Source organism: Streptomyces sp. NBC_00289, from assembly GCF_041435115.1.
Lineage (GTDB): Bacteria > Actinomycetota > Actinomycetes > Streptomycetales > Streptomycetaceae > Streptomyces.
Genome location: NZ_CP108046.1, coordinates 7894283 through 7918822, shown reverse-complemented (window position 1 = coordinate 7918822; position 24540 = coordinate 7894283). Strand labels below are relative to the sequence as shown.

The following is a 24540-nucleotide window of genomic DNA, read 5'->3' as shown; positions in this document are numbered from 1 at the left end:
GGATCCCCCTGAGGTCTGGTTCTCGTCGTCCCCAGTGAGGAGGTGGCGACCTCTTGCGCCCGGGAAACCGCAATCCTACGGTGGTGCATAGGAATCGATACGCAAGGGAGCGATCATGAGCGATGGGGGTACCTCCCGCGCGAGCGTGTTCGAGCGTGGGGGAGCGCGTAAGGCCGCCGAGGAGTTGGCCCACCTCTCCGGTTTCGGCAACGAGCACAGCTCCGAGGCCGTCCCGGGCGCACTGCCCGAGGGACGGAACTCGCCGCAGCGCGCACCCCTCGGGCTCTACGCGGAGCAGCTGAGCGGTACGGCGTTCACCGAGCCGAGAGCCTGCAACCGGCGGTCGTGGCTGTATCGGATCCGCCCGTCGGCAGCGCATCCGGCGTTCTCGCGCACGGACAACGGCGCGATCCGCACGGCTCCGTTCACCGGTGAGGCGCCCGACCCGAACCGGCTGCGCTGGGATCCCCTGCCCGAGCCGCCGGCCGGGACGGACTTCCTGGCCGGACTGTGGACCCTCGGCGGCAACGGCGACGCGACCCAGCGCACCGGCATGGCCGTGCACCTGTACCACGCCAACTCCTCGATGGACCGGGTCTTCGGCGACGCCGACGGGGAGCTGCTGATCGTTCCGGAGCACGGCGGGCTGCTGTTGCACACGGAGTTCGGCCGGCTGCATGTGGAGCCGGCACACATCGCGCTGATCCCGCGTGGGGTCCGCTTCCGTGTGGAGCTGCTGGACGAGTCGGCTCGCGGCTATGTGTGCGAGAACTATGGGGCCGCCTTCCGCCTCCCCGACCTCGGCCCGATCGGTGCCAACGGGCTCGCGGCCCCGCGTGACTTCCGGGCCCCGGTCGCCGCGTACGAGGACGTCGAGGGTCCGGTGGAGGTGGTCAACAAGTTCTGCGGCAACCTCTGGACGGCCACCTACGACCACTCACCGCTGGACGTGGTCGCCTGGCACGGCAACTATGTGCCGTACGTCTATGACCTGCGGCGGTTCAATGTGCTCGGCACGATCAGCCATGACCACCCCGACCCGTCGATCTTCACGGTGCTGACCTCCCCGTCCGACACCCCGGGTCTCGCGGGCGTCGACTTCGTCGTCTTCGCACCGCGCTGGCTGGTCGGCGAGGACACCTTCCGGCCGCCGTACTTCCACCGGAACGTGATGAGCGAGTACATGGGCCTGATCGAGGGCGCCTACGACGCGAAGACCTCCGGACCCGGTGGCTTCGTGGCCGGCGGCGGCTCGCTGCACAACATGATGTCGGCGCACGGACCCGACCGGGAGACCTTCGACCGGGCAAGCGCCGCCGAGCTGGTGCCGCAGAAGGTCGACGACGGGCTGGCGTTCATGTTCGAGACCCGCTGGCCGGTCACCCTCACCTCGCACGCCGCGCACGCGGAGCACCTGCAGCCCGGGTACGACGACGTGTGGCGGGGTCTGGAGCGCCACTTCCGACCCTTGCACTGAAGATCTCCTACCGGTACGGATGACCCGTGACCTCCTTCGCCCCGGACTCGATCGTCCTGAACCGCAAGCTGCCGCTCTGGTACCAGGTGTCGCAGTCGCTGCGCGCCTCGATACTCGGCCGCTCGCCCCGGGACCCCCTGCGGCTGCCCACGGAGGAACAGCTCGCGGGGCACTACGGGGTGAGCGTGCTGACGATGCGCCAGGCGCTGAAGGAGCTGGAGGACGAGGGGCTGATCAGCCGCCACCGCCGCCGCGGCACGTTCATCGAGCCCGGGGTGCTGCGGGGGGCGCCGGTCCGCCTCCTCGGCTCGGTGGACGCGATCGTGGCCCAGCAGTCCGGCATGACGACCGAGCTGCTGGACCAGGGCAGCACGCCGGTCCCCGCCGAACTCGCCGAGCACTTCCCGGACCTCGCCGAGGTGGCGACGTACCACCGGCTGCGCGCCGACGAGAAGACCGGCGAGCCGACCAACCACGCCCGCAACTTCGTCCGCCCCGAACTGGCCGCGCGCATCGACGCGGAGGACCTGGTGCGCTGGCCGATGACCAAGGTGCTGCGGGACATCGTCGGGGCGGACATCAGCCGCATCACGGACACGGTGGAGGCCCGGCTCGCGGATCCCGAGACGGCACGGCTGCTCCAGGTCCCGCTGCTCAGCCCGATCCTGCACTACACGGGCATCACCTACGACACCGCCGGCCGCCCACTGGACGTGGCCGTCATCCACTACCGGGGCGACCGTTTCTCCTTCACGGTGACCCTCGACGCCACCTGACCGCCGTTCCGGCCCGCCGATACGATGCCCAGCGTGACGCACGACGACGCTCCGCTGCTCGCGGACCTCATGCCGTGGTCCGTCGCACCGCCGCGGCTCGGCCGGGGGTGGCCGACGGGTCCCGACGTGGCATCCCTGAAAGCCCGCTGGGACGCCCTGATGAAGGCCGAGGGCCCGGACCGCCAGGCCCTGTTCGAACCGACACGCGCGCGCACGCTGCACTCCGCGGTGGGGCAGCTGCCGGGGCAGTCCAGCGGCACCGGGAAGCTGGTGCGCGCCTCGGGCCCCTGCACGGAGCCGGTCCGCGTGCTGCGGGCCCCCTTCGACGAACAGTGGCTGATCCCCGACCACCGCCTGATCGACGCGGCACGGCCCGAGTTGTGGCGGGTGGCGGACGAGCGGCAGATCTTCCTGGTCGAGACGCCCGCCGCCGGGGACGCCGCCGGCCCTCCCGTCCTCGCGACCTCCCTGATCCCCCTCCTGCGCCCCGGCCGCGTCCGCCCCCTGTACCGCCGCCCCGGCGGTGCGGAACCCAACCTGGCACCGGGCCTGCTGAACCACCTGGCCACCCGCCTCGGCCACTCCCCCGCCCCGGAGGACGTCCTCGCCTGGATCGTGGCGACGGCGCGCCCCGGCCTCCGGGTGCCCCTCACCGCGGACGCCGGTCTGTGGGCACGGGGCGTGGAGCTGGGCCGCCGCATCGTGTGGCTGATGCGCCGTGACGGCGCCCGCCCCAAACTCCCGGGCGGCCGCCGCCCGTACGTCCGGGCCCCGCTGCCCGCCGGCCTCCTGACCGTGCGCTACGACCGCGACGAGGAGACCCTGCACCTCGACGACGGCCGCGTCTCCCCGGTGCCACCCGAAGCCTGGGACTACGAGGCCGGCGGGGTCCGCGTCCTGGAGCAGTGGTTCACGGCCCGCACGAGCGAGCCCGAGCCGGGCACCCTGGCCGCGATCCGGCCGTCGACCTGGCCGCAGTCGTGGACGTCGGAGCTGCTGGAGCTGATCACCGTTCTGGCCCTGCTGGCGGAACTCGGCCCGCAGCAGGCGGAGTCGACGGTGACGTCCCCGGTCACCGCCACCGAGCTGACCAAGGCCGGCGTCCTCCCGGTCCCGGACGCGGCCTGCCGCCCGGCATCGGTCCTTGACCACCACGAGGAGGGCCCTGAGGGCCAGTTCGCCCTGCTCTGAGCCCCGCCCGGCACGCCGGCCCGGGACGACGACCCCGCAGCGCGGCCCCGCAGGAACCTCAGCACTCCGGATCGAAGGCGTCCAGCACGCGTTCGAGGGCCCGCCTGAACACCGCCTCCAGATCGATCGGCCCGCTGTCCTCCATGAAGGCCGCGGCCAGTCGGGGATAGGCCCCGGTGGCCACCTGGCTGCCGAGGTAGGCGATGCGGACGGCGTTCTCCTCCGCCTCGGTCCAGGGCATGGAGCGGGTGCGCTCGGCGGTGGCGATCTCGTTGGCGGTGTACGTCGTCACCACGCCGTTGAGCAGCGCCACCAGCTCCATCTTCGTGCCGTACGGGACGTCGAGCGGCTCCAGGCAGGCCAGGCAGTGCTCCAGGTAGCGCAGGGAGTTGGGGCTGAAGCCGTACACCCCCGACATCAGACGCGCCGCCCAGCTGTGGCGGCGCAGGATGGCGCGGGTCTCCTCCGCGTTGCGCAGCAGGTCGGCGCGCCAGTCGCCCGAGGGTTGCTGAAAGACGTGTTCCGCGCCGATGGCGTCGATCATCAGCTCGTACAGGTCCTCCTTGCGCGGCACGTAGTTGTAGAGCGACATCGTGCCGCAGCCCAGTTCGGCCGCGATGTGCCGCATGGAGACGGCGTCGAACCCCCGGGCGTCCGCGATCCGCACCGCGGCGGCCGCGATGTCCGCGCGGCTGAACGCCGGCCGCGGACCACGGCCGGCCCGCTCGGGACGGGCCCAGATCACTTCGGGTACGGCCTTGCGCCCTGCCATTGGTCGATCACCTCGCGACCATCCTAGTTACGTACAGCGTACGTAGTGCGCTATGGTCGGCACATGACTACTACGTACGCTGTACTTAGTGAAGGTCTGGAGAAGCGCTTCGGCGCTGTGCGCGCCCTGCGAGGGTGGATCTCGCCGTGGCGCAGGGCACGGTCTGCGGGATCCTCGGCCCGAACGGGGCGGGCAAGACCACGGCCGTCAGGCTGCTCACCACGCTGCTGCGGCCGGACGCGGGCTCCGCCCGGATCGCCGGCCACGACCTCGTACGGGCGGCCGCGGCCGTACGGCGCGGGATCGCGGTCACCGGGCAGCAGACGTCCGTGGACGGGGACCTCACCGGGCGCCAGAACCTGCGGCTGTTCGCCCGGCTGCACCGGATGCGCGGACCGGCCGAGCGGGCGGGCGAACTGCTGGACCGCTTCGGCCTCACCGAGGCCGCCGACCGGGCCGTGTCCACCTACTCGGGCGGGATGCGTCGCCGGCTGGACCTGGCGGCGAGCCTGGTCCGCCGTCCCGAGGTGCTGTTCCTGGACGAGCCGACCACCGGGCTCGACCCGGCCAGCCGCACCCTCATATGGGACGCCGTGCGCGCGCTCACCGCGGACGGCACGACCGTACTGCTGACCACCCAGTACCTGGAGGAGGCCGACCAACTCGCCGACGACATCGCCCTGGTGGACCGGGGCCGGGTCGCGCACACGGGCCCGCCGGCCGAACTCAAGGCGGTCGTCGGGACGTACGTCGAGGCCGTCGTCGCGGACGCGGACGTGATGGTGCGGGCGGCGGGGGTGCTCGACCGGCTCACCGGCGGACAGCCGTCGTTCGACCCCGCCCGCAACGCCGTCGGCGCGATCACCCGCGACCGGACCCTCACCCTGCCCCGTCTGGTGCGCGAACTGGACGCCGCGGGCGTGCCGTTGCTCGACGCGAGCGTGCGGCCCCCGACCCTCGACGACGTGTTCCTCCAGCTCACGGAGGACCTCGCCGACCCCACCGGACCGCACACGGAGAACAAGGAGCCCGCGGTATGAACACCCTGGCCTACGACGGCTCGGCGATGCTGGGCCGCCAGTTGCGGCGGATGCGGAACAACCCCGGGCTGCTGATCCTGACCCAGTCCATGCCGGTCAGCATGCTGCTGTTCTTCGGCTACGTCTTCGGCAGCGCGCTGGCGATGCCCGGCGCGGAGTACCGGTCCTTCCTGGTGCCGGGCCTGCTGGTGGCGACCGCCGCCGGCGGGATCATGACCGGGATGTTCCAGGCGGCCCAGGACACGCACCGGGGCGTGACGGACCGCTTCCGCACGCTGCCGATGAGCCGGGCGGCCGTGCCGCTCGGACAGGCGGCCGCGGATCTGGTCGTCACGGCGGCCGGAACGGTGTCGTTCCTACTGGTCGGCCTCGCGGTGGGCTGGCGGGTGGAGGGCGGCGCGCTCGATGCGGTGGGCGCCTTCGGACTGCTGCTGCTGTTCCGGTTCGCGGCCACCTGGATCGGGATCTTCCTGGGCCTGCTCACCCGCAGCGAGGACGCCGCGGGCCAGCTGGGTGGCGCGACCTTCCTGCTGCCGCTGCTGTCCAACGCCTACATCCCCGCCGAGGGGCTGCCCGGCTGGCTGCGCACGGCCGCCGAGTGGAACCCGATCAGCGCGGTGACGACGGCCCTGCGGGACCTCTTCGGGAACGCTCCGGTGCCGGAGTCAGCCGCCTGGCCGGTGGCGCATCCCGTCGCCGGGTCGCTGGCCTGGTGCGCGGTACTGCTCGCGGTGTTCGTGCCGCTCGCCGTCCGGCGGTACGCGCTGGGCGAGCGGTAACACGGGCCGGGCCGCACCGGCGTCCATGCCGGGGGACGTCGTCCCGCGCCGGGCCTGAGACACGGCGTTACGCGGGTGGGTGGGCCGTGCCGGGACGACGGAGCGGGCGGAGCGCGAGCGGGGGAAGGAACCTCCCCGCGCTCGGGAGGCGGGCCGGGACGCCGCTGCGGCCGTGGGGATGGCGGACGGCGACATCGCGGCACCGCGCCGGGACGGCGATGCGACCCGAGCACGGGCCCTCGAGGTCACCCCCGAGGAACACCGGTACGACTCAGCGTCCGCCGAACAGCGAACGGCTCAGCCGGCGCAGCGGCGCGAAGAGCGAGACCCGCCGCACCCGAGCGCCCCTGGCGCTGCGGTTGCGCCCGGTGTCGCGCGCGGTCAGCTCCCGCATCAGCGAGGTCGCCTCGAGCGTCTCCCGCTGCGGAATGGCGGGACCCCCGAGCACCGAGAGATGGCGGTCGAGACGCGAACTGGTCGCGCTGCTTCCGCAGGTGATCGCAGGGACCCTCGCCCTGCTGCTCACTGCTATCTGTTCCATGTCACTCCCCACCCGTACGAGTCCACCCGGCCCGGGCAGGTTAACCCTATCGCCCCCCGGGGGCACTCGTGTATCGCGGTCACAGGATTCACCTTCCCAGCAAGGAGGTTGACGATTACTCTCCGAATCCAACCGATTTCAGGGCGAGTTGGACAACCGGCTGCGTAGTGGGCTGTGCTGATCCCCCGTCGGGCTCGACCGTCACAGCGAGTGACGTCGCGGACTTCGTGAGACCCGACGCGACGAGGGGCGTGTCGTCCTCGAAGAGGCCCAGGGAGCGTGGTTGCGCGCCGGGGCGCATGAGCCACAGTTGGCGCACCCGTCCGCTCGGTGGGGCGCCGTACCCGCTCAGGGTGACAACCGCGCGCCCCTCCGATGCGGAGGCGATCACCCCGATGTTCCGGCCCCCGGCGTCCTGGCCGGTGTCCGCCCGCGCGTCGGGAGCCGCGAGGACGTGGGCTATCTCACGGGACTGGGCCTGCTGGGCGTCCAGCTCGTCCTGGGTCCGGTCGGCCTGGACGGCGAAGAGCGAGGCGACCACGAGCGCCGCGGCGGCCGTCGCGGTGGCGAACGGCACGAACAGGGGGCGCCTTTGGGACGCCCGGGCGCGCGCCGGCGGCGGCTGCGTGCCCCAGACATGGGGCGGCAGTTGCGGTGTCCGCGCCCGTGCCGCGTGCGGCGAGGGCGACTCCTGCGGGGTCGCGCGTACGGCGGCCAGCACCCGGTCGCGCATCGCGGCCGGCGCGGGCGCCGCGGTCGACCAGGCGAGCCGGACGGCGTCCTCGGACAGGGCCCGCACCTCGGCACCGCACCGGTCGCAGTTCTTGAGATGTTTCTCGAACCGGACGCGCTCCGCGGACTCCAGGGCGTCGAGGGCGTACGGGGCGGCGAGGGAGTGGATGTCCTCGCGGCGGAACAGGCGGTCGCGCAGACTCATGCGACACCTCCCAGGCACTCGCGCAGCCGGGTGAGTCCGTCGCGCATACGGGTCTTGACCGTGCCCAGCGGCAGAGAGAGCCGCTCGGCCACTTCACGGTAGGTGTAGCCGTCGTAGTAGGCGAGGGTGACCGACTGGCGCTGGAGGGCGGTGAGCCGGTCCAGGCAGCGGCGTACCCACTCGCGTTCGAGGCCGGCCTCGACCTCTTCGGTGACCTGGTCGAAGGCGGGATGGTGCGACCGCCGGGCCTCGCGCTGCTCGCGCTCGCCGGCCGCGCGGGCACTGCGCACCCGGTCGACCGCCCGACGGTGGGCGAGCGTGAGGACCCAGGACAACGCGCTGCCTCGTCCGGGGTCGAACCGCGCGGCGGAGCGCCAGAGTTCGAGCAGCACTTCCTGAGCCACCTCCTCCGACTGGGCCGGGTCGCGCACCACGCGCCGCACGAGGCCGAACACCGGCCCGGACACGAGTCCGTACAGCTCCTCGAACGCCTTCTGGTCACCACCAGCCACGAGCACCAGCAGCTCGTCCGCCTCCACCCGTTCCCCCTCTCAGCGGGCCGCCCCGCGGCCCGTCCCGTCACGTGAGGCATTCGCAGCGAGCGTGCCTTCGGATGGGTTACGGATCAGTGAGCCCAAAACGCGGGTCCCCGACGATGAAACAACTTTTCAAACGCTGCGTAAGAACGTTTGGGATTCGACCAATCCACCCTGCCGGCCGCTCCGAATGGCGTTCGTCAGGCAAGTTGGCACTGAGGACGGACGGCATGACACCTACTTTCTTGAGCGGTGCGGGACGCAGGAGTTTCGCGACCCTCGTATGTGGTGCGCTGGCCGCCGGGGGGCTCGCAGCCGCCGGCGTGGCCACACTGGAACCGGGGGCGGCCTCCGCCTCCAGTCACCGGGAGGCCCCGCTGATCTCGGGGCAGCCCCAGTACGACAACACCGACGTGTACGCGTTCGTCAGCCCGGACCACCCGGACTCGACGACCATCATCGCGAACTGGATCCCGTTCGAGGACCCGGCCGGCGGCCCGAACTTCTTCACGTTCGCCGACGACGCGCAGTACGACCTCCACATCGACAACAACGGTGACGCGCAGGGCGATCTGCTCTTCCGCTACACCTTCAAGACCCAAACGAAGAACAAGAAGACGTTCCTCTACAACACGGGCGCCGTCACCAGCCTGGACGACCCCGACCTCAACGTCACGCAGACCTACGACGTCGACCTGATCAAGCTGCACAACCAGAAGGTCATGTCGCAGACCAAGATCGCCGACGACGTGCCGGTCGCCCCGTCGAACGTCGGCAAGGCGTCGATGCCGGACTACAGCAAACTGCGCAAGCAGGCTGTCCACAAGCTCACCAGCGGCGCCCAGACCTTCGCCGGCCAGGCCGACGACCCGTTCTTCCTGGACCTGCGCGTCTTCGACCTGCTCTACGGCGGGAACCTGAGCGAGGTCGGCCGGGACACGCTCAAGGGCTACAACGTCAACTCGATAGCCCTGCAGGTCCCGACGGACATGATCGCCGAGTCGTCGCACCAGCCGGTCGTCGGCATCTGGTCGACCACCCAGCGCCGTAACGCGCAGGGGTACTACTCGCAGGTCTCGCGCCTCGGCAACCCGCTGGTCAACGAGGTGGTCAACCCCATCGGGGACAAGGACAAGTTCAACGCGTCCGCGCCGTGGGACGACGCCCAGTTCCTGAAGAACGTCACCAACCCCGAGCTGCCGAAGCTCATCGAGGGCATCTACAAGATCAAGGCGCCCGCCGAGCCGCGCAACGACCTGGTCGACGTGTTCCTGAAGGGCGTCAAGGGCCTCAACCAGCCGCCGGAGGTCCGCCCGTCCGAGGAACTGCGCCTCAACACCTCGATCGAGCCGACCGCCAAGCCGAAGCGGCTGGGCGTCCTCGACGGCGACAACGCGGGCTTCCCGAACGGCCGTCGGCTCACCGACGACGTGATCGACGCCTCGCTCCAGGTGGTCGAGGGTGAGCTCGTGGGCTCCAAGAACGACCTGGGCGACGCGGTGGACAAGAACGACAAGAAGTTCGGTCACTCCTTCCCGTACCTCGCCAACCCGACCGCGGGTTCCCGCGGCAAGCTCGCCAAGGGCACCAGCGGTGGCAACGACGTCCGCAACCAGCTGGGCGACGCGCTCCAGCCGGCCGGCGTCTCCGGCAGCTCCGACACCCCGCTGATCGCCGCCTCCGCGGGCGCCGGCGCGGTCGGCATCCTGCTGATCGGCGGTGGCCTGATGTGGTGGCGCCGGATGCGCGGACGGGCGTACTGAGCGCTCCGCGGGAAGTCCGGCGACGCGGCCGGGCGGCCGCGGTGCCCCGTCGACTCGGCTCGACCGGGCCCGCCCCCGCCCCGCCGCCCGCCACCCCCACAGACCGGCGCGGTCCGCACCCAACCCATCCCCCACGGCGCGGGCCGCGCCGCCCCACGCGACATCTTCCGTATCCACCCAGCAGGTTGATCCACCCAGGCGACCGAGGAGAGGGCATGGCCCCGCGTACGAACGACAGCGCACCGGAGAGCGGACCCGGCGACGAGCCGACCGCACCGGCGGAGCGCGAGCGCGGCGCAGGCCCGGCCGCCGCCACCGGCACGGCCGGTGTTCACGGCGGTGACGGCGGTGACGGCGGTCCCGTCGGGGCCGACGGGGCCGACCGGGCCGACCGGGCCGACGGTCACGACGGGACCGAGAGCAACACTGGTCCCGGCGGTGACGGCGGTGCCGACATCGACGACCGTGACGGCGGTGACGGCGGTGATCGTGACGGCCATGGTGGTGTCGGTGGCGGCGGTCACGCGGTGACCGGTGCTTCGGGCGCCGCTTCCGGCGTGGTCTCCGACACGGCGTCCGGCGATCCGCGGGTCGCCGCCGTGCGGCGGGTCGGGGCGGCCGGAAGGCGCTGGCGCTTTGCCCAACTCGCCGGATGCGCGGCCTTGTTGGCCGTGGCCCTGACCGCCGGTTCCCTCGCGGTCGGAGCCGCGCGGGACGGCGGCGGGACCTCCGCCGTCGCGGCCGCGCCCGCCGCCGTCTCCCCCGCGCTGCTGTCCAGCGGCGGACTCGACGCGAGCATCGCCGCCCTGCAGGCCCATCTCCGGGCCCAGCCGAGGGACTTCGGCGGGTGGGCCACGCTCGGTCTCGCCTACGTCGAGCAGGCCCGCACCAAGGGCGACCCCTCCCGCTACCCGCAGGCCGAGCAGGCCCTGAAGCGCTCCCTCGACCTGAAGCCGGACAACGAGCAGGCCGTCTCCGGACAGGCCGCCCTCGCCGCGGCCCGGCACGACTTCAAGGGCGCCCTGGCCCACGCCGACCAGGTCCTCGCCGAGAACCCCTACAGCGAACGCGCCCTGTGCTCCCGTATCGACGCCCTCGTGGAACTCGGCCGCTACGGCGACGCGTCGAAGGCCGCGGACACCGCCGACGCCAGGCGGCCGGGCATCCCGGTCTTCACCCGGTACGCCTACGTGCGGGAACTGCGCGGCGACGTCGGCACCGCCCGCCGCGTCCTGGAGCACGCCCTCACCACCGCCTCCGCCCCCGGCGACATCTCCTACGTGGCCTCCGCCCTGGGGCAACTCGCCTGGAACCAGGGCGACTACAAGGCCGCCCTGAACCACTACGCGCGCGCCCTGGCCGCCGACGAGAACTACCTCCCCGCGCTGGAGGGCCGCGCCCGGGCCCAGGCCGCGAGCGGCGACCGGGCCGGCGCGATCACCGGCATGGAGGACGTCGTCTCGCGCTTCCCCCTGCCCGGCCCGCTGGTCGAACTCGGCGAGCTGTACGAGGATCGCGGCGGCGAGGGCGACCGGGCCAGGGCCGCGGACCAGTACGCCCTGGTCGACGCCTGGACGGCACTCGCCCGCGCCAACGGCGTCAACGCCGACCTCGACACCGCGCTCGCCGCGGCCGACCACGGCGACCGGAAGTCCGCGCTGCGCGCGGCCCGCGCCGAGTGGGCCCGCCGGCACACCGTGCACACCGCGGACGCGCTCGCCTGGGCCCTGCACGTCAACGGCCGGGACGCGGAGGCCCTGCCCTACGCCCGCCGGGCCACGGCCACCGGCTACCACAACGCCTCCTTCCTCTACCACCGCGGCATGATCGAACGCGCCACCGGTCACCCGAAGGAGGCCCGCACCTCGCTGCGGGCGGCCCTGAAGCTGAACCCCGGCTTCTCTCCGCTCGGCGCTCGCGCGGCCCGCAAGGCACTGGAGGCCGCCAAGTGAGGGCCCGCCGCCTCGCCTCCGGCGCGGCCGTCCTCACCGCCGCCGCCGCGCTCGCCCTGCTCCCCTCGGGGGCCGCGAGCGCGCACCCCCTCGGGAACTTCACCGTCAACCGCTACGACGGCCTGGTGGCCGCCCCCGGTGGGCTGCGGGTCGACCACGTCGAGGACCTCGCCGAGATCCCGGCGACCCAGGCGGAGCCGGAGCTGAAACGGCTCGGCACGACCGAGTGGGCCCGGCAGCGGTGCACGAAGGCCGCCGAGGGCAGCAGGGTCACCGTCGACGGCCGTACGGTCTCGCTCGCCGTCGCCACCAGCCACGCGCGCGTGCGGCCCGGTCAGGCCGGGCTGAACACCCTCCGTGTGGAGTGCCGGCTGACCGCCGCGCTGCCCGCCGGCGAGTCCGCCGTCCTCGGCTTCCACAGCGCGGGCGCCTCCACCGGTCCCGGCTGGCGCGAGATCACCGCGCGCGGCGACCGTATGACGCTCACCGCGTCGGACGTGCCGAAGACCTCGGTGTCCCGCGAACTGACGAGCTACCCCAAGGAGTTGCTCTCCTCCCCGGCCGACACCGCGACCGCGTCGCTGCGGGTGCGTCCCGGCGGTCCCGCCCTGTCCGAGGAGCGGGAGGACGCCCCCGCGGCCTCCGTCCTGCCCCGCGGGGCCGACCGCTGGACCCGGGCCCTGAACTCCCTGGTGGCCCGCCACGACCTCACCCCCGGCTTCGCCGCACTCGCCCTGCTCATCGCCGTGGCGCTCGGCGCCATGCACGCGCTCGCCCCGGGCCACGGCAAGACCCTCATGGCCGCGACAGCGACCGCGCGGGGCGGCCGGGCCCGCCTGAAGGACGTCCTGCCACTGGCCGCCTCGGTGACCGTCACTCACACCCTGGGCGTGGTCGCCCTGGGTCTCCTGGTCACCGCCGGCTCGGCGGCCGCGCCCTCGGTGATCGCGTGGCTGGGTCTCGCGAGCGGCGTCCTGGTCATCTGCGCGGGCACCACCCTCCTACGACGGGCCTGGCGCAACCGCCCCCACCGGCAGCAGCCCACGCACGACCACGACCACGACCATGCGCACGATCACCAGCACCCGCACGACCACGACCACGACCACCAGCACGAACACGAGCACGAACGCACACCGGTTCTGGTCGCCGCGCACAGCCGTTCCGCGTCCGGCGAGCACGCATCGGACCGCGCACCCGGCCACACGCACCCCGCCCATGGCGCGACCCACGGTCATGACCACCACGACCACAGCCACGACCACCCGCACGACGCCCCCCACCAGCACGAGGAGCCCCACAGCCACCACGGTCCCCACACCGTCGAACACACCCACGGCGGCTTCACCCACACGCACGCCACCGCCCCCACCCTCCGCGGCACGCTCCTCCTCGGCTTCGCCGGCGGACTCGTGCCCAGTCCGTCCGCCGTCGTGGTGCTCGTCGGCGCGGCGGCGCTCGGCCAGGCCTGGTTCGGGCTGCTGCTCGTCGTCGCGTTCGGCGTCGGTCTCGGCCTCACACTCACCGCGGCCGGCTACGCCGTCGTCAAGCTCGGGGCCGGTGTGACCCGGGTGCTGGACCGGCGACCGCGCTGGACGACGAGTCCGCTGACGGTCGTGGTACGCAGGACCGCGCCCCTCGCCTCGGCGCTCGTCGTCGTGACCCTCGGTGCCGCCCTGGTGCTCAAGGGGGCGGCATCCGCACTCGGCTGAGCTACGTTTGTGGAGAAAACACACGGATGCGAAGGGGGGACGCCCGTGTCCGAGGAACCGGGCAGTGAACGTCTGATCGCCGGCCGCTACCGTCTCCTGTCCCCGCTCGGCGAGGGCGGCATGGGAACCGTGTGGCGCGCCCGCGACGAGGTGCTGCACCGCGAGGTCGCCGTCAAGGAGGTGCGCGCGCCCGCCGGGCTGCCGGACTCCGAGGTGGAGCGGATGTACGCCCGGTTGGAGCGCGAGGCGTGGGCGGCGGCCCGGGTCGCCAACCGCAACGTGGTCACCGTGTACGACGTGGCCACCCAGGACGGCCGCCCCTGGATCGTGATGGAGCTGGTCCGTGGCGTGTCCCTGGCCGACGCGCTCGAGGCCGAGGGCCCGCTCGGGCCGCAGCGCGCCGCCCACATCGGTGCCGAGGTGCTGGCCGCGCTGCGCGCCGCCCACGCGGCCGGGGTGCTGCACCGGGACGTGAAGCCGGCCAACGTCCTGCTGTCGAACGACGGCCGGGTGGTGCTCACCGACTTCGGGATCGCGACGGTCGAGGGCAGTTCGGCACTGACCATGACCGGCGAGGTCATCGGCTCGCCCGAGTTCCTCGCGCCGGAACGGGCCCTGGGCCGCACGCCCGGCCCCGAGTCCGACCTCTGGTCGCTCGGAGTGCTGCTGTACGCGGCGGTCGAGGGCAACTCCCCGTTCCGCCAGGACACCCCGCTCAGCACCCTGCGGGCGATCGTCGACGAGGAACTGCCGCCCGCGCGACGGGCCGGGCCGCTGCTTCCCGTCATCGAGGGGCTGCTGCGCAAGGACCCCGCCGAGCGGCTGCCGGCCGAGGTGGCCGAGCGCGATCTGCGGGTCGTCGGCGCGGGCGGCTCGCCCCGGGCGGACGCGCTGCGGGCGGCCCCGTACGCGCCGACGGTCGCCGGCCGGCCCGAGGACTGGTCGTCGGCGCCCCCGCCACTGCCCCCGACGACGGCCGCGCGAGGGCCCGTTTCCGGCGGCCCGACCGCGGCGACGCCCCGGCCGGACCGCAACCGGCGTGCGGCTGTCGTGCTCGTCGCCGGCCTCGCCGCGCTCGCGCTGGCGATCGCCGGACTGACGTACGCCCTGCTCAACCGCGACGGCGACGGACAGGAGGGGCGTGCGACCAACAGCACGAGTGTGGGCGCGAGTTCGACTCCCACGACGGGGAGCAGCAGCTCGGAGGGCGATGCTCCGGCGCCTTCTCCCAGCCGGAGCGGCAGCCCGTCGAGCGCGCCCGCGGCCCAGACCGTCCAGGTCACACTGACCGGCGCGCACACCGAGTACTCCGGGAGTTGCCCGCCGCCGAGCGGCGAGGCGCCGGCGTTCACGGCGACCCTCACGGTCGGCCGGCTGCCGGCGCGGGTGAGCTACCGCTGGGTGTCGCGGGACGGGCACATCGTGGATTCCGGTTGGAAGACGCTCTCGTTCCCCGAGGGTGGCGGGCGGACCCGGCAGGACCGGGCGTTCGTGACGACGTACGACGAGAGCGGGACGGTCGAGAACGCGATCAGCGTCGAGGTGCGTGATCCGGTGCGCACGACGTCCAACCCGGTGTCGTTCTCCGTCACCTGTGTGGCGGAGACCCCGACGGGCGGGGCCTCCCCCTCTGTTTCCGTTTCGGTCAGTCCGTAGGGAATCAGGCCGCGCTGTTCAGGGCCGACAGATAGCCGCCTGACTGGCCGCCCGCGGTCGGGTGGTACGACTCCCCGACGTTGAGCCAGTTGAGGCTGTGCAGCCAGGAGTCGCCGGAGCAGATCTCGTGTCCGGTGAAGCCGGTACGGACGTCGCCGAAGGCGAAGCCGTAGCCGGCGGCCCGCCGGGCGATGGCGGTGTCGAGGTAGTCGGCGGCCTCGTTGATCGCCTTCCGCTTGGTCTCGGAGAGGCCGAGGCAGGTGGTGCCGAGCTTGTAGAAGCGGGGGTAGCCGATGACGACGACACGGGCGTTCGGTGCCTTGGTGCGGATCGCCGTGTAGACGCTGTCGAGCTTGCCGGGGAGCGTCGAGTCGACGTACGCCCTGGCGGTGGCGATCCGGGACAGGCAGGAGCTGTCGGACTGGAGCACACAGGTCGTCATGACGTCGGCGAAACCTGCGTCGTTGCCACCCACGCTGACGGAGACGAGGGCGGTGGCGGTGCTGAGCGGGGTGAGCTGGTTGGCGAGAACATCACCCGTTCGGGCGCCCGAGCAGGCGGTGAAGTCGAACGACGAGGGTGAGTGGGCGGCGGCCCAGAGGTAGGGATGGGCCTTCGTGCTGCGCTTGCAGTCGCCGCTGGAGCTGATGTAGCTGCCCGCTCCGACCCCGGAGGAGTAGGAGTCGCCAAGCGCCACATAGCCGCCCGTGGCGGCGAGTTGGGACGCCTGAGCCGTGGTTGCCCCGGTGAGGGCGATGCCGGCGGCGAGGAGGAGTGAGCTGACGTATGCGGCAAGTCGGGAACGTCTCATGGAACCTCCCTTTAGCAGGATCTCTGCCACAACCGTCGTAGCAACTACGCGTGTTGAATGGAAGTGTCCATGCCAAGACTTTCAAGACCTTCCTACAATTCGCGGGTCTTTTCGGGGCGCTGGGGCACCCTCGATTCCGGGGCATATGCGCGTTCGGCGCTTCAACGAACAGCCCTTGCAAACGGATGGGCCAAATCCGGTCAACACGTGATCAATCACCGTGCTGTAACGGTCAAACCAACAAAAACGTGAGACCTCGTTCCAGGCCTTGCCATACATGCTCAATCATCAATACCGTCGTACATCTCACCCGCATCGGTCCGTCATCAAGCGGCTCCAGGGGAGGGCTCAGGACCGCGATGGAATCCGGCGCGGGGCGCGGTAGGGGGGTGCCGTGCTCGGTGACCGCACTGGTGATCGAGTCGTGCCGCGAGACCGGCTGCCGTTTTCCGGCAGGCGGTCAGTTTTGCCAGCTCACCCGGCGTCGTACGGAGATCCGTCCGTCATGCCCGGGTGAGAACCCCCCTTTCGAACCGGGCAAACCCGGACCGCCCAGGGGCGGGCGGTCCACCGGACGAGAGGGATCAGACTCATGAGCTCAGTTCTGCAGCCGGCGACCACGGGACAGGAACCGTCCATGGCCGCCAAGTACCGGCCCGTCTCCTCTCACCTGGCCATCGCGCCACCGGTGAGTGTGGTGATTCCCGCCATGAACGAGGCGGAGAATCTTCCCTACGTCTTCAAGACCCTTCCGGACTGGATACACGAAGTGGTCCTGGTGGACGGCAACTCCACCGACGACACCGTCGACGTGGCCCGCGAACTGTGGCCCGCGGTCAAGGTCGTCGAACAGCGCGGCAAAGGCAAGGGGGACGCGCTGATCAGCGGGTTCGAGGCGTGCACCGGCGACATCATCGTGATGATCGACGCGGACGGCTCGGCCGACGGCAACGAGATCGTGTCGTACGTCTCCGCCCTCGTCTCGGGCGCGGACTTCGCCAAGGGGTCCCGCTTCGCCAACGGGGGCGGCACCGACGACATGACGCCCATCCGCAAACTCGGCAACTGGGCGTTGTGCGCGGTCGTCAACCGCAAGTTCGGCGCCCGCTACACCGACCTGTGCTACGGCTACAACGCGTTCTGGCGGCACTGCCTCGACGACATCGACCTCGACTGCACCGGCTTCGAGGTCGAGACCCTGATGAACATCCGGGTGGTCAAGGCCGGGCTGAAGGTGCAGGAGATACCCAGCCACGAGTACCTCCGCATCCACGGCACCAGCAATCTGCGCGCCGTGCGCGACGGGTTCAGAGTGCTCCGCGTCATCCTCGGGGAGCGCTCCAACCGGCGGGCCCTGCGCCGCCGGGAACAGCGCTCGCCGATGCTCGACTCGGTCCGGGGAGAGCTGTCTTGAGCGATCCCGACATCTCCGTCGTGATCTGCGCGTACACCGAGGACCGCTGGGAGGACATCCTCGCGGCGGTCTCCTCGGTGCGGGCGCAGTCCCGGCCGGCCGTGGAGACCCTGCTGGTCGTCGACCACAACTCGGTCCTCCTGGACCGGCTGGCCAGGGAGTTCAAGGAAGTCGACGAGGTGCGGGTGCTCGCCAACGCGGGCGTCCGCGGCCTGTCCGCGGGCCGCAACACCGGGATCGCCGCCTCGCGCGGTGCCGTGGTGGCCTTCCTCGACGACGACGCCGTGGCCGAACGCGACTGGCTGCGGCACCTCGCCGCGGGATTCGCCGATCCGCGGGTCATGGCCGTGGGCGGGCGGACGCTGCCGATCTGGGCGTCGGGCCGTCGGCCCGCCTGGTTCCCCGAGGAGTTCGACTGGGTGGTGGGCTGCACGTACCGGGGCCTGCCGCGAGGCCGGGCCCGCGTCCGCAACGTCCTCGGCGGCAACGCGTCGTTCCGCCGTACGGCGTTCGACGCGGCGGGCGGCTTCGCGACCGGCATCGGACGCGACGGCGACAAACGCCCGCTGGGCTGCGAGGAGACGGAGCTGTGCATCCGCCTGAGCCGCGTCAGACCCGACGCGGTCCTGCTGATTGACGACCGGGCGGTGATCCATCACCGGGTACCGGCGGCACGCGAGCGCTTCGGGTACTTCCGCACGCGCAGCTACGCGGAAGGTCTGTCCAAGGCGCTGGTGGCGCGAAGTGTCGGTACCGGCAAGGGACTTGAGACGGAACGCCGCTACACCACCCGGGTCCTGCCGGCCGGCGTGGCCCGAGGGCTGGGAGACGCCCTGCTGGCCCGCCCCGGCGGTGCGGGCCGGGCCGGCGCCATCGTCGCCGGAGTGCTCACGGCGGCGGGCGGCTACCTGGTCGGCAGCGTCCGGGCGCGCCGGGGCAACGTCACCTTCGCGGCGACGCCGATCGAGGAGGGCGCCGCATGAGTGAGGCACCGGTGCCGATCCTCATGTACCACTCGGTCGCGACCGACCCGAACGACGCCACGCGCGAGCTGTCGGTGACCCCGGACGCCTTCGCGCGACAGATGGCGCTGATCGCGGAGTCGAGCCGCACACCGGTCGACACGGCCACGCTGGCCGCCGCCTGGCGCTCGGGTCGTCCGCTGCCCGAGCGGCCGGTCCTGATCACCTTCGACGACGGCTACGAGGGCGTGCACCGGCACGCCCTTCCCGCCCTCGTCAAGCACGGTTTCGCGGCCACCCTGTTCGTGACCACGGGCTGGCTGCGGGGCGCGCACGACACCGGCGGCGGGCTGGACACGATGCTCGACTGGGACCAGGCCCGCGAACTCGCCGCAGCGGGCGTCGAGATCGGCGGGCACAGCCACACCCATCCGCAGCTCGACCTGCTCGGCGCCGACCGGCTGCGGTCCGAGCTGATCCTGTGCAGGGAGATCGTCGCGGACCGACTGGGCGCCGTACCGGCCTCGTTCGCCTACCCCTACGGCTACTCCAGCCGCCGGGTCCGGCAGGCGGTGCGCGAGACGGGGTACGCCCAGGCACTCGCCGTCGGCAACGCTCTGGCGCGGCGCCGGCAGGGACCGTACGCCCTGCGGCGGGTGACCGTGCGGCGCGGCACGGGCATCGCGGAGTTCGAGCGGCTGCTCGAAGGGCGCGCGATCGCCCGGACGTTCGCCCGGGACCGCACGCTCACCAAGGGGTACGCCGTGCTCCGCAGGACACGGCAGGCGGGCCGGAGGGCGACCGGCGCGACGAGTCGCCGCTGACGGGACGCGGCTGCCGCGGACCGGCCGGGGTCGCTCCCGACCGGTCCGCGGCGTCGGACCGCGGAGTCCGCGACGCGGCCGACGCGAGCGGCGCACTCGGGAAAGCGGATGCACACGGCGTTCCCGTGCCGGATCATGGCGGCATGTCTGCGAACCCATACGACGCGCTGCCGATCCGGCTCAACGTCGACGACAGCGACTCCCCGTCCGACGTCGTCGACGCGCTGTTCCTGGGCCGTTTCGCGACGGGCGAGCAGCCGTACTCGCACGCGGCCAACATCGACCGTGTGCGGTCCGGGGCCACGCTGCTGCCGCCGAACGCCCAGGTGCTGCGTATCGCCCGCGACGACGACCGCAGCGCGACGCTGGCGGAGGGCGACGGCTGGACCGTACTGATCTCGCGCTGGAACCGGGGCGCCGACGTCACGGTGACGGCGACCACCGCCGAGCTGGCCGCCAAGATCCTCGACCAGGCCACGGACGGCGCGGCCGACGAGCCCGAACCCCAGCCGGAGAACGTCACGATGGGGTTCTGGTACGTGTCCCCGAGGCGCGGCCCGCACCGCACCACCCGGCAGATCTCGGCCGGCACCTGGGACGAGATCCGCCCCAACTACACCGCGCCGGTGGCGGACGCGATGGACCGCCTGATGAAGACGACCCCGGAGGACATCGCGGGCCGTCTGCTGCTCCTGCACGGTCCGCCCGGCACCGGCAAGACCTCGGCGCTGAGGACGCTGGCGCGCTCCTGGCGGGACTGGTGCCAGGTGGACTGCGTGCTGGACCCGGAGCGGCTGTTCTCCGACGTCGGCTATCTGATGGACATCGCGATCGGCGAGGAGGACGCGGCGGGCAAGGGCCGCTGGCGGCTGCTGTTGCTGGAGGACTGCGACGAACTGATCCGCGGGGAGGCCAAGCACACGGCGGGCCAGGCCCTCTCCCGGCTGCTGAACCTCACGGACGGGCTGCTGGGGCAGGGCCGCAACGTGCTGGTGGCCGTCACGACCAACGAGGACCTGGAGCGGCTGCATCCCGCCGTCGTCCGCCCCGGCCGCTGTCTGGCCCGGATCGAGGTGGGCGCGCTCACCCGCCGGGAGGCGGTCACCTGGCTCGGCACGGAGGAGGGCGTGGGCCGCGAGGGCAACTCCCTGGCCGAGCTGTACGCACTGCGCCGGGGCACGTCCCCGACCTCGCTGCCGGAGCCCCGGGAGGGTGCGGACGCGGGGCTGTACCTGTAGCGGGGGCCCCGGGGTGTTTTGATGGACGTATGACCCTGTTCGTCGGCACCTCGGGGTGGCAGTACAAGGACTGGCGGGACGTCCTCTACCCCGACGGATGTCCCACCCGCCTGTGGCTGGAGGAGTACGCCCGGCGCTTCGCCACGGTCGAGGTCAACAACGCCTTCTACCGGTTGCCCTCCCGCGAGACCTTCGAGGCCTGGCGGGAGCGGACCCCGCCGGACTTCGTGGTCGCCGTCAAGGCCAGCCGCTATCTGACCCACATCAAGCGGCTGCGGGAGCCGGAGGAACCGGTGCACCGGCTGATGAGCCGCGCGGAAGGGCTCGGTGACCGGCTGGGGCCGGTGCTCCTGCAGCTGCCGCCGACCCTGCGCGCCGACGCGGGACTGCTGGACGCCTGCCTGGCCTGCTTCCCGGCCGGCACCCGGATCGCGGTGGAACCGCGGCACAGCACGTGGTGGACGTCCGAGGTCCGCGAGGTGCTGGAGAGCCGTGGCGCCGCCCTGTGCTGGGCCGACATGCGCGCGCGCCCGGCGACACCGCTGTGGCGGACCACCGACTGGGGGTACGTCCGCTTCCACCAGGGCCGCGCCCGGGCGTGGCCGCACTACGGCCGGCAGGCCCTGAAGACCTGGGCCCAGCGGATCGCGGACACCTGGCGGGCCGGGGACGACGTGTACGCGTACTTCAACAACGACCCGAACGCGGCCGCGGTCCAGGACGCGGTGACCTTCGCGAGAACGGCCGACGCGACGGGCCTCAGAACGACCCGCACCCCATGACGCCCGCCCGCACCCTGCCGCGACGGTGACGGCGACGACGGCCGTCCGGGGGCAGTGTCGTACCCGCCGGCGTCACCCCTGCTCGAAGGCCGCCCGCAGGGCGTCCCGCACCGCGGCCAGTGCCGCGTCCTCCTTCAGCCCGAGCCGGCGTACCCGCTCCGCGTACGCCTGCGCGGCCGACGCCGCCTCGCGCTCCGCGGCCGGGCCCGCCGCGGCGACGAACGTTCCGTTGCGCCCCCGCGTCTCGATCACCCCGTCCGTCTCCAGTGCGCGGTAGGCCTTGGCGACCGTGTTCGCGGCGAGTCCGAGCGACTCGGCCAGCCCGCGCACGGTCGGCAGCCGGTAGCCCACCGGCAGCGCTCCCGACCGCGCCTGTCCGGAGATCTGCGCACGCACCTGCTCGAACGGCGGGGCACTGTCGTCGATACGGATCTTCAAGGTCACGGAGTGATTGTCGCCCACCCGCCGGAAAATGAGAGGCACCCCGGCTCATCTCCCCCGTAGCGTGCGCCCACATGACAGTGATCGTGCGCGACCTGCGCCCCGGAGCACGAGCCGACGTGGAGGGCTTCGCCCGGGTCCGGAGGCTGGCGCTCCCCTTCGTTCTGTTCACCACGGACTCCGTGATCTACGACCTCGACCACGCCCACCCCGCCTCCCGTTTCCGCCCCCTGGTGGCGGAGGAGGACGGCGAGGTGATCGGCACCGCCCAGGTCGGCATGGTCCACGACAGCCCGGAGCCCGGCCAGGGTTACGTCAACGTGTACGTGCACCCCGAGCGCACCCGGCGCGGGGCCGGCTCGCTGCTGGCCCGCACCGCCGAGGAGTACCTGGCCGGCCTGGGCGCGACCAGGTTGTTCAGCTGGGTCCTGGACGAGCCCGCCAACCACGCCTTCGCCGAACGGCACGGTTACACGGCGAGCCGCTCGGCGCACTTCCTGCGGCTGGACCTGGCCGACGGCACGCTGCCGCCGCTCGCGGACCCGCCGCCGGGTGTCGAACTGCGCACGGCCGCCGACTTCGCCGACGATCCACGGCCGCTGTTCGCGCTCGACGCGCAGACGATGGCGGACGAACCGAGCGACATCACCAAGGAGTTCACGGACTACGAGGCCTGGCTCGAGGAGACCTGGCGCCATCCGCTGCTCAGCCTCGAACTGACCTCGGTCGCGGTCGTCGACGGGCGTCCCGCCGCCTTCAGCGCGGCCCGCACGGACGGCGGTACCCGCTACGGCACCGTGATGACCGGCACCGCCCGCGCCTTCCGCGGCCGGGGCCTGGCCAAGCTCGCCAAGAACGACTCGCTGCACCGCGCCCGTGCCGCCGGGTTCACGGAGGCGTTCACGGGCAACGACGCGGGAAACGAGCCGATGCTGGCGATCAACAAGTGGTTCGGATACGAGATCTGTGCGACGGAGGTGCGTTGTGTCCGCGAACTCGGCTGAGGGAACCACCCGGGTGGACGTCCGGCTCGTCAAGGCGGGCCGTACGAAGATCCGTTACGGGGCCGAACTGCTCGCCGACGACGGCACCCGCGTCGTCGTGCGGGCACCCTGGGCGGGCGAGGGCGTCCGCGACTTCGGCTTCGTGCGTTTCGAACCCGGCGACGTCTTCACCGAGTACTACTGGCGCGACCGGTGGTACGCGGTGAAGGAGGTCCGTGACAGCGCCGGCACGCTGAAGGGCTGGTACTGCGACATCACCCGCCCGGCCGTCCGCACCGGAACCGAACTCGTCGTCGAGGATCTCGACCTGGACCTGTGGCGCTCCGCCGACGGCGGGGACGTACGGCGCCTGGACGAGGACGAGTTCGCCGACAGCGGGCTGGCGGAGTCGGACCCACCGGCGGCGGCCGCCGCGACGGCCGCACTCGACGAAGTCGAGGCACTGGCCCGCGGCGACGGCTTCGCCGCGCTGCTCGCCTAGGACATGGCCGAGGAGACCGGGAGGCGCCAGAGCCCGGGCGGTCTCGCGGCGCCGCCCGGCCCCAGAGCCCGCCCGGCTCGGCCCGCGTTCACGACCGCGCCGTCACCGCCACCACCGCGTACCGCTCGTCCGTCACCTGCCTGCCCCACAGCAGGGCGTCGTCCGACAGGCCCTCCAGGCGCACGTCCCCCGCGAGGGGCGCGAGCAGCCGGGTGAGCCGGTCGGCCGGTATGCCGACCGGGCCGATCGTCCCCCACACGCCCTCGACCAGCACGAACCGCCCGCCGGGGCGCAGCAGCTCCCGCCAGTGCCGAAGGGCCCGGCCCGGATCGGGCAGCGTCCACAGCACATGGCGCACGAGGACCACGTCGAAGCGCTGCTCCCCCACCGGCGGCATCGCGGCGTCACCGACCAGGAACGCCGCGTCACGGCCGGCGAGCTTCGCGCGGGCCAGGTCCACCATGGCGGGCGAGCTGTCCACGCCGGTGACGCGGTGTCCCTGTTCGGCCGCGAGCAGCGACAGGCTGCCGGTGCCGCAGCCGAGATCGAGGACGTCCGAGGCGGCCGCGGGCAGCCAGCCGCGGAGCCGGTCGGCCCAGGCCCGGCGCACCCCGGTGTCCCGCAGTCCGTGGTCCGGCTCCTCGTCGAAGGAGGCGGCCCGCGAGTCCCAGTCCTCGGCCGCCGTGGCGGGTTCCGCTTCGTCACTCGTCGTCATGGGCCAAGCGTGACACCCGCCACTGACAGTCAAACGTGACAGCCGCCACTGACAGACCGGCGCCGATGAGGAACTCTCCCCGAAAGGGTCTACCTCCGTGAGAACGCGGAACCCGGTGGACGCTAAAGGAGGCAGCCATGCGCCGTGTGACCGTGCAGAGGCCCCTGAGGAAGTCGGACGCCCGCCGGGTCCGTGAGGAGGCCGAAGAGCGTCCTGAGCAGCGCCCGGAGGTCCGCAAGGACATCGCACGCACGTGGTGGCCGGATGGCTGACCGCGTCGCTCAGCTCAGCCGCTTGCGGTAGTGGACGCGGTCGTAGGGCCCGTCTGTCCGCCGTTCCACGAGTTCGTACCCGTACCTGGGGTAGATCCGCTGGTTCTCCCACATCAACACGTTCGTGTAGAGCCTGACCTCGCGCAGTCCCAGGGCACGCGCGTGTGCGTCCACGAAGTGCAGCAGTCGCCGTCCCACACCCCTGCCGTGCGCGTCGGGGTGGACGGCGATGCTGTCGAGGAACAGATGATCCTCGTGCGCCTCGACCACGACGAGCCCGAGCACGGGATCGCCGGTCACGAAGACCTTCCCCGCGGCCACGTTCGCCTCGTGGTGCGCCCGCATGGGCTGCGGCACGAGCCCGATCCGCGGGATGTAGGGGCTGTAGGCGGCGTCGGTCACGGCCTTCACCGCCGGCACGTCGGCGGCGACGGCCGGCCGGATCTCCTCGTCGGTCATGTCCC

The 24540-nt window shown here is 72.4% G+C and carries 24 protein-coding genes and 1 pseudogene; 17 read left to right on the top strand and 8 right to left on the bottom strand.

Features of this window, described 5'->3' with window-relative positions; all coding sequences use genetic code 11:
• Positions 1 to 115 precede the first annotated feature (115 nt).
• Genes hmgA through OG985_RS35825 form a run of 3 tightly spaced genes read left to right on the top strand, consistent with a single transcriptional unit; the run spans position 116 to position 3444 of the window.
• On the top strand, positions 116 to 1477 hold the full coding sequence (gene hmgA, locus OG985_RS35835) for a homogentisate 1,2-dioxygenase (protein WP_371672526.1): 1362 nt from the start codon (positions 116 to 118) through the stop codon (positions 1475 to 1477).
• Positions 1478 to 1503: 26 nt separating this feature from the next.
• Complete coding sequence (locus tag OG985_RS35830; RefSeq protein WP_371672525.1) at positions 1504 to 2253, top strand: GntR family transcriptional regulator; 750 nt, start codon at positions 1504 to 1506, stop codon at positions 2251 to 2253.
• Between the two features lie 24 nt (positions 2254 to 2277).
• Entirely contained in the window at positions 2278 to 3444 is a 1167-nt protein-coding gene (locus OG985_RS35825; protein WP_371672524.1) for a type ISP restriction/modification enzyme, read from the top strand.
• A 58-nt stretch (positions 3445 to 3502) separates the two neighbouring features.
• Here the strand turns inward: OG985_RS35825 and OG985_RS35820 are convergent, their stop codons facing one another.
• Positions 3503 to 4216 carry a TetR/AcrR family transcriptional regulator gene (locus OG985_RS35820; protein WP_371672523.1) on the bottom strand — a complete coding sequence of 238 codons (714 nt, stop codon included), beginning with the start codon at positions 4214 to 4216 and terminating at the stop codon, positions 3503 to 3505.
• Positions 4217 to 4279: 63 nt separating this feature from the next.
• Here OG985_RS35820 and OG985_RS35815 point away from each other — a divergent pair.
• A pseudogene (locus OG985_RS35815) lies at positions 4280 to 5256 on the top strand (ATP-binding cassette domain-containing protein).
• Complete coding sequence (locus tag OG985_RS35810) at positions 5253 to 6035, top strand: ABC transporter permease (protein ID WP_371672522.1); 783 nt, start codon at positions 5253 to 5255, stop codon at positions 6033 to 6035. Before OG985_RS35815 ends, OG985_RS35810 begins: the two are co-directional and overlap by 4 nt.
• Positions 6036 to 6306: 271 nt before the next feature.
• Here OG985_RS35810 and OG985_RS35805 read toward each other — a convergent pair whose 3' ends face one another.
• From OG985_RS35805 to OG985_RS35795, 3 genes are all read right to left on the bottom strand, one after another.
• Positions 6307 to 6576 (bottom strand): hypothetical protein, encoded by a 270-nt coding sequence (locus OG985_RS35805; RefSeq protein WP_371672521.1) that lies wholly within the window; start codon positions 6574 to 6576, stop codon positions 6307 to 6309.
• Positions 6577 to 6691: 115 nt separating this feature from the next.
• Positions 6692 to 7513: an anti-sigma factor domain-containing protein gene (locus OG985_RS35800; RefSeq protein WP_371672520.1), complete on the bottom strand. Its 822-nt coding sequence runs from the start codon at positions 7511 to 7513 to the stop codon at positions 6692 to 6694.
• A complete protein-coding gene (locus OG985_RS35795) occupies positions 7510 to 8052 on the bottom strand; it encodes a sigma-70 family RNA polymerase sigma factor (protein ID WP_371672519.1) in 543 nt (180 codons plus the stop codon). Before OG985_RS35795 ends, OG985_RS35800 begins: the two co-directional genes overlap by 4 nt.
• 227 nt (positions 8053 to 8279) lie before the next feature.
• Here OG985_RS35795 and OG985_RS35790 point away from each other — a divergent pair, with 227 nt between their 5' ends.
• The 4 genes from OG985_RS35790 (at position 8280) to OG985_RS35775 (ending at position 15132) form a co-directional block, all read left to right on the top strand.
• A complete protein-coding gene (locus OG985_RS35790) occupies positions 8280 to 9812 on the top strand; it encodes a DUF4331 domain-containing protein (RefSeq protein ID WP_371672518.1) in 1533 nt (510 codons plus the stop codon).
• 215 nt (positions 9813 to 10027) lie between these two features.
• Positions 10028 to 11764 carry a tetratricopeptide repeat protein gene (locus OG985_RS35785; RefSeq protein ID WP_371672517.1) on the top strand — a complete coding sequence of 579 codons (1737 nt, stop codon included), beginning with the start codon at positions 10028 to 10030 and terminating at the stop codon, positions 11762 to 11764.
• Positions 11761 to 13476: a sulfite exporter TauE/SafE family protein gene (locus OG985_RS35780; RefSeq protein ID WP_371672516.1), complete on the top strand. Its 1716-nt coding sequence runs from the start codon at positions 11761 to 11763 to the stop codon at positions 13474 to 13476. Before OG985_RS35785 ends, OG985_RS35780 begins: the two co-directional genes overlap by 4 nt.
• A 45-nt stretch (positions 13477 to 13521) precedes the next feature.
• Complete coding sequence (locus OG985_RS35775; RefSeq protein ID WP_371672515.1) at positions 13522 to 15132, top strand: serine/threonine-protein kinase; 1611 nt, start codon at positions 13522 to 13524, stop codon at positions 15130 to 15132.
• Between the two features lie 4 nt (positions 15133 to 15136).
• On the opposite strand, the gene OG985_RS35770 is transcribed toward OG985_RS35775, so the two are convergent.
• Positions 15137 to 15943 carry an SGNH/GDSL hydrolase family protein gene (locus tag OG985_RS35770; protein WP_371672514.1) on the bottom strand — a complete coding sequence of 269 codons (807 nt, stop codon included), beginning with the start codon at positions 15941 to 15943 and terminating at the stop codon, positions 15137 to 15139.
• A 592-nt stretch (positions 15944 to 16535) separates the two neighbouring features.
• Here OG985_RS35770 and OG985_RS35765 point away from each other — a divergent pair.
• The 5 genes from OG985_RS35765 (at position 16536) to OG985_RS35745 (ending at position 21163) form a co-directional block, all read left to right on the top strand.
• On the top strand, positions 16536 to 17357 hold the full coding sequence (locus OG985_RS35765; RefSeq protein ID WP_371672513.1) for a glycosyltransferase family 2 protein: 822 nt from the start codon (positions 16536 to 16538) through the stop codon (positions 17355 to 17357).
• On the top strand, positions 17354 to 18340 hold the full coding sequence (locus OG985_RS35760) for a glycosyltransferase family 2 protein (RefSeq protein ID WP_371672512.1): 987 nt from the start codon (positions 17354 to 17356) through the stop codon (positions 18338 to 18340). The genes OG985_RS35765 and OG985_RS35760 overlap by 4 nt, the downstream gene beginning before the upstream one ends.
• Positions 18337 to 19143, top strand: a complete 807-nt coding sequence (locus OG985_RS35755) for a polysaccharide deacetylase family protein (RefSeq protein WP_371672511.1) — start codon at positions 18337 to 18339, stop codon at positions 19141 to 19143. Before OG985_RS35760 ends, OG985_RS35755 begins: the two co-directional genes overlap by 4 nt.
• A 143-nt stretch (positions 19144 to 19286) precedes the next feature.
• Entirely contained in the window at positions 19287 to 20381 is a 1095-nt protein-coding gene (locus OG985_RS35750; RefSeq protein WP_371672510.1) for a DUF5925 domain-containing protein, read from the top strand.
• A 29-nt stretch (positions 20382 to 20410) separates the two neighbouring features.
• Positions 20411 to 21163: a DUF72 domain-containing protein gene (locus OG985_RS35745; protein WP_371672509.1), complete on the top strand. Its 753-nt coding sequence runs from the start codon at positions 20411 to 20413 to the stop codon at positions 21161 to 21163.
• A gap of 72 nt (positions 21164 to 21235) precedes the next feature.
• Here OG985_RS35745 and OG985_RS35740 read toward each other — a convergent pair whose 3' ends face one another.
• Positions 21236 to 21607 carry a GntR family transcriptional regulator gene (locus OG985_RS35740; RefSeq protein ID WP_371672508.1) on the bottom strand — a complete coding sequence of 124 codons (372 nt, stop codon included), beginning with the start codon at positions 21605 to 21607 and terminating at the stop codon, positions 21236 to 21238.
• A gap of 71 nt (positions 21608 to 21678) precedes the next feature.
• Between OG985_RS35740 and OG985_RS35735 the strand changes: the two genes are divergently transcribed.
• Both OG985_RS35735 and OG985_RS35730 read left to right on the top strand, forming a co-directional pair.
• Positions 21679 to 22608 carry an N-acetyltransferase family protein gene (locus tag OG985_RS35735; RefSeq protein WP_371672507.1) on the top strand — a complete coding sequence of 310 codons (930 nt, stop codon included), beginning with the start codon at positions 21679 to 21681 and terminating at the stop codon, positions 22606 to 22608.
• On the top strand, positions 22589 to 23089 hold the full coding sequence (locus tag OG985_RS35730) for a DUF402 domain-containing protein (protein WP_371672506.1): 501 nt from the start codon (positions 22589 to 22591) through the stop codon (positions 23087 to 23089). The genes OG985_RS35735 and OG985_RS35730 overlap by 20 nt, the downstream gene beginning before the upstream one ends.
• Before the next feature lie 88 nt (positions 23090 to 23177).
• Here the strand turns inward: OG985_RS35730 and OG985_RS35725 are convergent, their stop codons facing one another.
• The gene (locus OG985_RS35725) at positions 23178 to 23804 is read right to left on the bottom strand and encodes a class I SAM-dependent methyltransferase (protein ID WP_371672505.1); all 627 of its coding nucleotides are present in this window, start codon (positions 23802 to 23804) and stop codon (positions 23178 to 23180) included.
• A gap of 137 nt (positions 23805 to 23941) precedes the next feature.
• Between OG985_RS35725 and OG985_RS35720 the strand changes: the two genes are divergently transcribed.
• Positions 23942 to 24076, top strand: a complete 135-nt coding sequence (locus OG985_RS35720; RefSeq protein ID WP_371672504.1) for a hypothetical protein — start codon at positions 23942 to 23944, stop codon at positions 24074 to 24076.
• A 9-nt stretch (positions 24077 to 24085) separates the two neighbouring features.
• Here OG985_RS35720 and OG985_RS35715 read toward each other — a convergent pair whose 3' ends face one another.
• Positions 24086 to 24535, bottom strand: a complete 450-nt coding sequence (locus OG985_RS35715; RefSeq protein WP_371672503.1) for a GNAT family N-acetyltransferase — start codon at positions 24533 to 24535, stop codon at positions 24086 to 24088.
• Positions 24536 to 24540: the final 5 nt, after the last annotated feature.

Bases quoted from the DNA above. Each gene is read 5' to 3' on its own strand.
- hmgA (WP_371672526.1), top strand. From the start codon at position 116: ATGAGCGATGGGGGTACCTCCCGCGCGAGCGTGTTCGAGCGTGGGGGA.
- OG985_RS35825 (WP_371672524.1), top strand. From the start codon at position 2,278: ATGCCCAGCGTGACGCACGACGACGCTCCGCTGCTCGCGGACCTCATG.
- OG985_RS35820 (WP_371672523.1), bottom strand. From the start codon at position 4,216: ATGGCAGGGCGCAAGGCCGTACCCGAAGTGATCTGGGCCCGTCCCGAG.
- OG985_RS35810 (WP_371672522.1), top strand. From the start codon at position 5,253: ATGAACACCCTGGCCTACGACGGCTCGGCGATGCTGGGCCGCCAGTTG.
- OG985_RS35805 (WP_371672521.1), bottom strand. From the start codon at position 6,576: ATGGAACAGATAGCAGTGAGCAGCAGGGCGAGGGTCCCTGCGATCACC.
- OG985_RS35800 (WP_371672520.1), bottom strand. From the start codon at position 7,513: ATGAGTCTGCGCGACCGCCTGTTCCGCCGCGAGGACATCCACTCCCTC.
- OG985_RS35790 (WP_371672518.1), top strand. From the start codon at position 8,280: ATGACACCTACTTTCTTGAGCGGTGCGGGACGCAGGAGTTTCGCGACC.
- OG985_RS35785 (WP_371672517.1), top strand. From the start codon at position 10,028: ATGGCCCCGCGTACGAACGACAGCGCACCGGAGAGCGGACCCGGCGAC.
- OG985_RS35770 (WP_371672514.1), bottom strand. From the start codon at position 15,943: ATGAGACGTTCCCGACTTGCCGCATACGTCAGCTCACTCCTCCTCGCC.
- OG985_RS35765 (WP_371672513.1), top strand. From the start codon at position 16,536: ATGAGCTCAGTTCTGCAGCCGGCGACCACGGGACAGGAACCGTCCATG.
- OG985_RS35755 (WP_371672511.1), top strand. From the start codon at position 18,337: ATGAGTGAGGCACCGGTGCCGATCCTCATGTACCACTCGGTCGCGACC.
- OG985_RS35750 (WP_371672510.1), top strand. From the start codon at position 19,287: ATGTCTGCGAACCCATACGACGCGCTGCCGATCCGGCTCAACGTCGAC.
- OG985_RS35745 (WP_371672509.1), top strand. From the start codon at position 20,411: ATGACCCTGTTCGTCGGCACCTCGGGGTGGCAGTACAAGGACTGGCGG.
- OG985_RS35735 (WP_371672507.1), top strand. From the start codon at position 21,679: ATGACAGTGATCGTGCGCGACCTGCGCCCCGGAGCACGAGCCGACGTG.
- OG985_RS35725 (WP_371672505.1), bottom strand. From the start codon at position 23,804: ATGACGACGAGTGACGAAGCGGAACCCGCCACGGCGGCCGAGGACTGG.
- OG985_RS35720 (WP_371672504.1), top strand. From the start codon at position 23,942: ATGCGCCGTGTGACCGTGCAGAGGCCCCTGAGGAAGTCGGACGCCCGC.
- OG985_RS35715 (WP_371672503.1), bottom strand. From the start codon at position 24,535: ATGACCGACGAGGAGATCCGGCCGGCCGTCGCCGCCGACGTGCCGGCG.